Source organism: Microbacterium sp., assembly GCF_043427715.1.
Lineage (GTDB): Bacteria > Actinomycetota > Actinomycetes > Actinomycetales > Microbacteriaceae > Microbacterium.
Map to the genome: position 1 here is coordinate 25,364 of NZ_JBHWTD010000016.1, position 6,563 is coordinate 31,926.

Annotated in this window: 11 protein-coding genes; 4 read left to right on the top strand and 7 right to left on the bottom strand. The window is 67.4% G+C overall.

Annotated elements, in window-relative coordinates; translation table 11 throughout:
* The first annotated feature begins 183 nt into the window (after positions 1–183).
* Positions 184–732 (top strand): type 1 glutamine amidotransferase domain-containing protein, encoded by a 549-nt coding sequence (locus ACHFGS_RS01645; protein WP_394279030.1) that lies wholly within the window; start codon positions 184–186, stop codon positions 730–732.
* A 26-nt stretch (positions 733–758) separates the two neighbouring features.
* On the opposite strand, the gene ACHFGS_RS01650 is transcribed toward ACHFGS_RS01645, so the two are convergent.
* The 3 genes from ACHFGS_RS01650 to ACHFGS_RS01660 all read right to left on the bottom strand — a co-directional run bounded on the left by ACHFGS_RS01650 (position 759) and on the right by ACHFGS_RS01660 (position 2,928).
* Positions 759–992 (bottom strand): hypothetical protein, encoded by a 234-nt coding sequence (locus ACHFGS_RS01650; protein WP_394279031.1) that lies wholly within the window; start codon positions 990–992, stop codon positions 759–761.
* A gap of 115 nt (positions 993–1,107) precedes the next feature.
* Complete coding sequence (locus ACHFGS_RS01655) at positions 1,108–1,881, bottom strand: alpha/beta fold hydrolase (RefSeq protein ID WP_394279032.1); 774 nt, start codon at positions 1,879–1,881, stop codon at positions 1,108–1,110.
* A 75-nt stretch (positions 1,882–1,956) separates the two neighbouring features.
* Entirely contained in the window at positions 1,957–2,928 is a 972-nt protein-coding gene (locus tag ACHFGS_RS01660) for a helix-turn-helix transcriptional regulator (RefSeq protein WP_394279033.1), read from the bottom strand.
* Between the two features lie 98 nt (positions 2,929–3,026).
* Here ACHFGS_RS01660 and ACHFGS_RS01665 point away from each other — a divergent pair, with 98 nt between their 5' ends.
* The 3 genes from ACHFGS_RS01665 to ACHFGS_RS01675 all read left to right on the top strand — a co-directional run bounded on the left by ACHFGS_RS01665 (position 3,027) and on the right by ACHFGS_RS01675 (position 4,341).
* Positions 3,027–3,482 (top strand): VOC family protein, encoded by a 456-nt coding sequence (locus tag ACHFGS_RS01665; RefSeq protein ID WP_394279034.1) that lies wholly within the window; start codon positions 3,027–3,029, stop codon positions 3,480–3,482.
* A 95-nt stretch (positions 3,483–3,577) separates the two neighbouring features.
* Positions 3,578–3,979, top strand: coding sequence for a hypothetical protein (locus tag ACHFGS_RS01670; protein WP_394279035.1), 402 nt, complete (start codon positions 3,578–3,580; stop codon positions 3,977–3,979).
* A gap of 5 nt (positions 3,980–3,984) precedes the next feature.
* Positions 3,985–4,341 carry a hypothetical protein gene (locus ACHFGS_RS01675; RefSeq protein ID WP_394279036.1) on the top strand — a complete coding sequence of 119 codons (357 nt, stop codon included), beginning with the start codon at positions 3,985–3,987 and terminating at the stop codon, positions 4,339–4,341.
* Positions 4,342–4,444: 103 nt separating this feature from the next.
* On the opposite strand, the gene ACHFGS_RS01680 is transcribed toward ACHFGS_RS01675, so the two are convergent.
* From ACHFGS_RS01680 to ACHFGS_RS01695, 4 genes are all read right to left on the bottom strand, one after another.
* Positions 4,445–4,705 carry a GNAT family N-acetyltransferase gene (locus ACHFGS_RS01680; protein WP_394279043.1) on the bottom strand — a complete coding sequence of 87 codons (261 nt, stop codon included), beginning with the start codon at positions 4,703–4,705 and terminating at the stop codon, positions 4,445–4,447.
* Positions 4,617–4,961 (bottom strand): hypothetical protein, encoded by a 345-nt coding sequence (locus ACHFGS_RS01685; protein ID WP_394279037.1) that lies wholly within the window; start codon positions 4,959–4,961, stop codon positions 4,617–4,619. Before ACHFGS_RS01685 ends, ACHFGS_RS01680 begins: the two co-directional genes overlap by 89 nt.
* Positions 4,962–5,053: 92 nt before the next feature.
* Complete coding sequence (locus ACHFGS_RS01690) at positions 5,054–5,899, bottom strand: hypothetical protein (RefSeq protein ID WP_394279038.1); 846 nt, start codon at positions 5,897–5,899, stop codon at positions 5,054–5,056.
* A 252-nt stretch (positions 5,900–6,151) separates the two neighbouring features.
* Positions 6,152–6,563 (bottom strand): type II toxin-antitoxin system VapC family toxin (locus tag ACHFGS_RS01695; RefSeq protein ID WP_394279039.1); only part of this gene is annotated, 412 nt, incomplete at its 5' end.

Sequence of the window (6,563 nt, forward strand, 5' to 3'; positions counted from 1 at the left end):
CGCAGCACGACGCACCCTCGTCGACGACCTCGATGAGGTTCTAGTCGTCGGTGACGATCGGCTGAAGGGTCGGCGTGGGGAGATTCGAGGTGGCCATGCACGCCATGTTACGCCGGGTAATCGGGGCTCGGGCCGCGGTCAACCCCCTTCGGCGCATCGCCGGACCCGACATACCGTCGGAGCATGAGCACTCTCACCGGTAAGCGCGTCGCGTTCCTCGCGACCGACGGATTCGAAGACAGCGAACTGACCTCCCCCTGGGGAGCCCTCTCCGAGGCGGGCGCCGAGCTCGTGATGATCGCACCCGGTTCCGACCCGATCGCGGGCAAGAACGGTCACGAGCAGCCGGTCGATCTGACGACGTCCGATGCGGATGCCGCCGACTTCGACGCCCTCGTCCTGCCCGGCGGAGTCGTGAATGCGGATCATCTGCGGATGGACGCCGACGCCGTGCGGTTCGCGCGTGACTTCTTCGCGCAGCACAAGCCGGTCGGTGCGATATGCCACGCCGCGTGGATCCTCGCCGAGGCCGACGTCCTCGGTGGACGCAAGCTGACGAGCTACCCGAGCTTTCGCACCGATCTCGTGAATGCGGGAGCGGTGTGGGAGGACGCGGAGGTCATCGTCGACGCGGGACTCGTCTCCAGTCGGACCCCCGACGATCTGCCGGCATTCAACGCCAAGGTCGTCGAGGAGATCGGCGAAGGGCGTCACTCCGGTCAGACGGTCTGACCGCCGCCGAGACGGTCGCGCCGGCCCTACTCGGGTCGGCGTGCTCCGCCCTTCCGACGAGCCACGACCAGGACGACGACCAGGACACCGACGATCAGGACGAGCCCGACCGCGGTCAGGGTCAGCGCGAGCGCGGCATTGCTGCCGCTGTCCGCGGTCGAGTCGTCCGCGATCGGCGCGGCGCCATCCGGGAGGGGTTCGCCGTCGCCGACGGTGAACGGGATGGTCCCGCTGATCGGGTGTCCGTCACTGGAGACCACACGCCACCTGACTCACGAGAAGGAGATGCCGGGCCCCGGTCAGCCCGAGGCCGACTGACCGGCAGGACGATACGCTGCGTCGACGCCGCGGAGCGTGTCGCCGCGGCATCCACCCTCAGTCCCAGCCGAGGTAGTCCTCGATCTGGAAGGCGGTCTCGCCCGGGTGCGTCATCGGGAAGAGGTGACCGGCGCCGGGGATGCGCACGACGCTCGCACGGTCGCGTGCCGTCGCCTGCAGGTCATCGCCCGAGGAGGGCACGGTGATCTTGTCGTCGCCGCCCTGGATGATGAGCACGGGGAGGCTCGGCGCGAGGCTCGCCCACTCCGCCACCGGCGTCGAGGCCAGCGCCGCGCTCTGCAGCTCTTCGACGCCCAGATCGCGCGAGCGCGAGAACACGTCCCACGCCACGGCGAGGTCGATCCCCTCACCGACCAGCACCTGGATCGCCGTCCGGTCGTCGGTATCGACCGGGGCCGAGAATGCCGTCTTCAGGGCCCGGGCCGCATCATCGTCAAGGGGTCGAGTTCCCTCGACGCCGAGGAGCAGCACGCCGTTCGCCCGGCCGGGGAAGTCGAGGGCGACCGTCCGCGCGACGGCGCCGCCGAAGGCGTGCCCGCCGATCCACGCGGCGGTGACGCCGAGGTGGTCGAGGACGTCGACGACATCCTGAGCGAGATCATGCATCGTGGCCGGCTCGCCGGTGGGGCGGCGTGAGCCGATGCGGATGATCCGGAACCCCTCTTCTTCAAGAATGCTGGCGAGGCCGCCGAGGTAGGCGACGTCGAGGCCCTGGGCGGGCAGCAGCACGAGCGCCGGGCCCTCGCCTTCGTCGATGAACGGGATGGCGCGGCGGCCCTGGTCGAAGCTCTGGCGCTGGATCTCAGTCAATGGGGGTCCCTGGGTCGAATCGGTGCAGGTGTCCGGTGCGGTACCCATCCACGCTACCGCCCCTCGCTCCCCAGGTCAGGTCGACGCGTACCGACGGGCGAGGACGGCGAACGCCGCGGCCAGCTCGGGAGGGCCGACGACTTCCATGGGCACGTCGAATCGACCGAAGGATGCCGCGAGCGAGCCCCACGACCACGATCCCGCCGTCAGGACGGTCCTGCCGTTGCCGTGCGCTTCGGCCGTGCCGTCGCCGACGAACGGGAGGACCTCCCGGATCGGGAGGTCGAGGATCACCGACCCGCGGCACGCCCACTCGTTCACGTCGGACCCCTTGAATCGGGCGGCAACGAACTCGCTCAGGTCACCGCCCGGGACCGGGCGTGGGGTGAACCGCGGACCCGTCGGGATGCGCGGCATGATGCGGTCGACGCTGAACAGGCGCCAGTCGTCGCGCTCGAGATCCCACGCGACGAGGTACCACCGCCCCCGCGCGGTGACGATGTGGTGCGGCTCGACGCGGCGGGGCGGGAGGGCGAGGTCGCTCGGCTGGGGCTCGCCCCGGGGTGCGTAGTCGAACCGAAGGACTTCCGATGCGCGGATGGTCCCCGCGAGGCTGATCAGCACGTCCGCGGTGACGTGCATCGGCGCGGCCTCTCCGGGGCGCGTTGCGGCAGAGATCACGTCGAGCGTGTCGAGACGATGGCGCAGCCGCGGCGGCATGACCTGACGGATGGTCGCCAGCGCCCGGATCGCGGCATCCTCGATTCCGACGCCCGAAACCGAAACGGTCTGCAGCGCGACCGCCACCGCAACGGTCTGATCCTCATCGAAGAGCAGGGGCGGCAGTTCGCTGCCCGCCTGGAGCTGGTACCCGCCATCGGGGCCCATCGTCGCGCCGATGCTGTAGCCCATCTCGCGAAGGCGGTCGACGTCGCGGCGGACCGTGCGATCGCTCACGCCGAGGCGCGACGCCAGCACCGACCCGGGCCACACACGGGCGGTCTGCAGCAGCGACAGCAGACCGAGCAGTCGGCTCGTGGTGGACATGCTCCGAACCTATCCGCGATCTAGGACACTAACTGACCTAGACGGCTGTGACGCTGGGTTCACGGCCGCAGCGGCCGGAATCGATGAAGGAGCACACGATGGCCATCCAGACCACCACCCACCTGAACTTCCGCGGCGACGCCCGCGCCGCGCTCGACTTCTACGGCTCGGTGTTCGGCGGCCACGTCGTCGTCAACACCTACGCCGAGTTCGGCATGTCGGCCGAAGCTCCCGGCGCCGACAAAGTCGTGTTCGGACTCGTCGTGGCGGAGAACGGCTTCCGCGTGATGGGCTACGACATCCCGGGCGAGACCGATGGCGGCATCGCCGCCGGTGGATCGACCCGCCGCGAGCGGAACACGACCATCACCGACCAGGCCGTCTTCGTCTCGCTGAGCGCCGACACGCTCGAGGAGTTGCAGGGCTACTGGGACGCACTCGCCGTGGGCGGAGAAGTCATCGAGCCGCTCGCGGCCTCGGCGTGGAGCGCCGGATTCGGCATGCTCACCGACCGCTTCGGCGTGACGTGGAGCGCATCGGTCGCGGCGTCCTGATCCTCGATAACGGATGCCACGGAGCGCAGTCCTCGCCGTGGCATCCGCCTATCTTCGGGATGACGAATCCCTCGGCTTGCCCATACATTGGCGTCATGACGCATGCTCTGCGGCCAGCACTGGCCCTGCTCGCTGTCATCGCGCTCACCGCGACCGGCTGCTCACCGACCGCAATGCCGGAGTTCGATCGGGTTCAAGTCCCCGCAGATCGACCGGAGGTCGTGGTGGAGTCATCGGAGGACGTGGTCGACGCGGCATCCCTTCGGTACATCGGCGCCGCGGAAGGCTACGACATCTACCTCGCGCGTGGGGCCGAAGACGACGGTGTGCTCTGCCTTTCCCTCGTCCGGGACGGCGGCTGGGACAGCACGTCGTGCGGACTGCACGGCGTGTCCGTCGGCATTCGCCCGGGCGTTGCCATCGCCACCAGCAGCGACCGGCTGGGTGGCGAGATGCGGGAGATGATCACCGACAGCGTGTGGATCGCTCGGAAGTAGATCGCATGGCACTCAGATGGGGTCGGAGGTCAGCGGGAATCGCCCTGGCGGGCGTCGTTCTCGTTGCGCTCGCCACCGGCTGCGGATCGTCGCCGCCGGTCGATGACCGCGGGCCGCAGCCCATCGTCGGGTGGGCCAACGGCGGCGAGCTGCAGATCGTCTACGTCGACACGTGCAATGGCGATCCGGAGGCCACGGTCGTCGAAGACGCCGACACGGTCACCATCTCCGTGACGTCCACGGTGCGCGCCTCGGGTGAGGAATGCCAGGACAGCCTTCGAGTACAGCTCGATGCGCCCCTCGGTGACCGCACGGTTATCGATGGTGTGACCGGGGAGCCGGCGCCCGGCATCGAGGGGTGACGAACGCCCGAATCGCGTCGGATGCACGCGACCTCAGTTGTTGAAGCGGAACTCCACCGGGTTACGTCACCGTTAGCGGTATGGCTCGGCGGAGCGGTCCTGCCTATTCGCGTCTGAGCAGCACGCCCTCGCCGCCGGTGAACTCGATGCGCGAGAATGTGCCCGCTCTTCCCACCTCTTCGAATCCGAGCACCTCGTGCAACCTGATCGAGGCCAGATTCTGCGCATTGATCACACTGAAGATTGGCTCCCCGGCGGCAGAATGGTGGACCTTGTCAACCACGTCCTGCAGCAGTCGAGCTGCGATTCCTCGGCGACGATGAGCAGGAACAACGGTGAGCCCCGCAACCAGCCAATTCTGGATCTCTGCCCGACTTGATCACGATTGGTTGCGCCCCGCTGTACCCGACCAACTCACGATTGGTCTCCGCGACGGACAGCACCGGCAGCCGCTCAATGAGTCCACGAGCCTGCTCACGATACCCGTCGATGTCGCCACCACGGGTTGCCATCACGACGGACAACTCTTCGGCGTCGGCAAAAGTTGCAGGTCGTATGCTGACCGCTTCGCCGGCACGTTCAGCGCGCGCCGATGGCTCAAAGGCCACGAAGTCGGTCATGCAACCTTCAGCGGAGTGATCGCGGCGACCTTGTCCCGGAGTGCACGCCGTTCGAGCCGCGGTTAGGCGCACACCCGGACAGGGCCCAAGGCTCACGCAGACAGCTGCGCGTCCAGCTGCGTAAACCAACGCTTCTGGTAGGGCGGAAGGTCCATGGCCAGTGCTTCCGCGACCTCGTGTTGCACGAACTCTCGCGTCCAGATTCCCACGGCGAGCAGGTTTGGAATGATCCGCGTGCGTATCGGGTGAGATCCCGCGCTATTGTCGGCCTGCGCGAGCGAGCAGCCAGGCACCCCGGGGGTCGTGAACACGCGTCGAAACAGCTGATCGGTGACCACGGGGTGGCCTTTGAGCCACATGAGCGCGGTACGCCAACTCCCCGCGTGACAGACATGGGCAAGGAGCATGAGAACAGCCCCGCCGTGTGCAGGTGCAGGCAGGATGCCGCGTTCGATCCACTCGAACATGACCTCTCGGCCCCTGTTGCGATCCCAGGCTTTGGGGTTGGTCGCGAAGTCCGCCGACCACTGTTCCGCGATGACATCAAGATCGGTCGGAAACAGCGCCGGATACAGCCATTCGGCGTACGCACGGTTTTCAGGAATCGGCCACACTTTGGCGGCACGCGGCGAGGGCTTCGCCGCGATCAAGATTGTCGTCGCGGCATCCCAGTGCCCCGTCGAAATGCGTCCCTGCCACGCATCGATGAATTGCTCGCGGCCGCCCGGGTAATCGTCATCGATGTTCGACAGCCACGACTTCACGGTGCTGCCGAACATCGGGCTGAGGATTGCGTTCGCCTGCTTGACGAGTGGCCGACAGGTCGCGATCCGCTCCGCGGGCGACATCGTGAGCAGGAGGTCGGCGAGGTCCTGTACGCGGCCGGTCTCGAGCGCGTCTTGCGCGGCGTGATGCGCGTCGCCAGTGGGCTTCGTCACAGCACTCACGCTAGTGTCACCGTCCGTCATCCTCCAGCGAGACAGCAGTTCTGCACCGAGACTGCAACCAGTACCTGCATTCTCGGCGCATGAGTACAGTCTCGCCAACGAGGAACGGTCGCGCTAGACGTTGAAGCGGAACTCCACGGCGTTCCGACACGTGGAGCCATCTGCAGTCAGCGACTACCTAGCCCTCACCCAGATCGGCCTCAGTGAGTTCCTGGTGCGCGAGGACCTCGATCGAATGATGCTTCACGCGTCCACCTTCCATGGGTCCACCAGCTCGACGCCAGTGTGCTGGAAGTCCTTCACATTGCGCGTAGCGCAGGTGGCCCCGTGCGCCAGGCAGATCGCGGCAATCTGGGCGTCGGCCGTACTGACCGGCGCACCTGCTGCCTCACGAGACACGAGCACCCCCGCGTATCGCTGCGCCGCGTCATCATCGAAGGCGAGCACCGACCGGCTCCCCCGATACGGCGCTACCGCTTCATCAATCCTCTGCGCCAGCTCGTCTTTGCGTTGACCGTTCGGGAGCCTGCGCACACCGGCAAGCAACTCCGCGAGAGTGATGGAAGTGATCGCGACGTCGCCCGTCAAGGACACAAGCCACTCGACGACACGAGGCTCCGGAGAGGGCCGAAAGATCTCCGAGATGACGTTCGTG

Bases quoted from the DNA above. Each gene is read 5' to 3' on its own strand.
- ACHFGS_RS01675 (WP_394279036.1), top strand. From the start codon at position 3,985: ATGGCACTCAGATGGGGTCGGAGGTCAGCGGGAATCGCCCTGGCGGGC.
- ACHFGS_RS01685 (WP_394279037.1), bottom strand. From the start codon at position 4,961: ATGACCGACTTCGTGGCCTTTGAGCCATCGGCGCGCGCTGAACGTGCC.
- ACHFGS_RS01645 (WP_394279030.1), top strand. From the start codon at position 184: ATGAGCACTCTCACCGGTAAGCGCGTCGCGTTCCTCGCGACCGACGGA.
- ACHFGS_RS01665 (WP_394279034.1), top strand. From the start codon at position 3,027: ATGGCCATCCAGACCACCACCCACCTGAACTTCCGCGGCGACGCCCGC.
- ACHFGS_RS01670 (WP_394279035.1), top strand. From the start codon at position 3,578: ATGACGCATGCTCTGCGGCCAGCACTGGCCCTGCTCGCTGTCATCGCG.
- ACHFGS_RS01660 (WP_394279033.1), bottom strand. From the start codon at position 2,928: ATGTCCACCACGAGCCGACTGCTCGGTCTGCTGTCGCTGCTGCAGACC.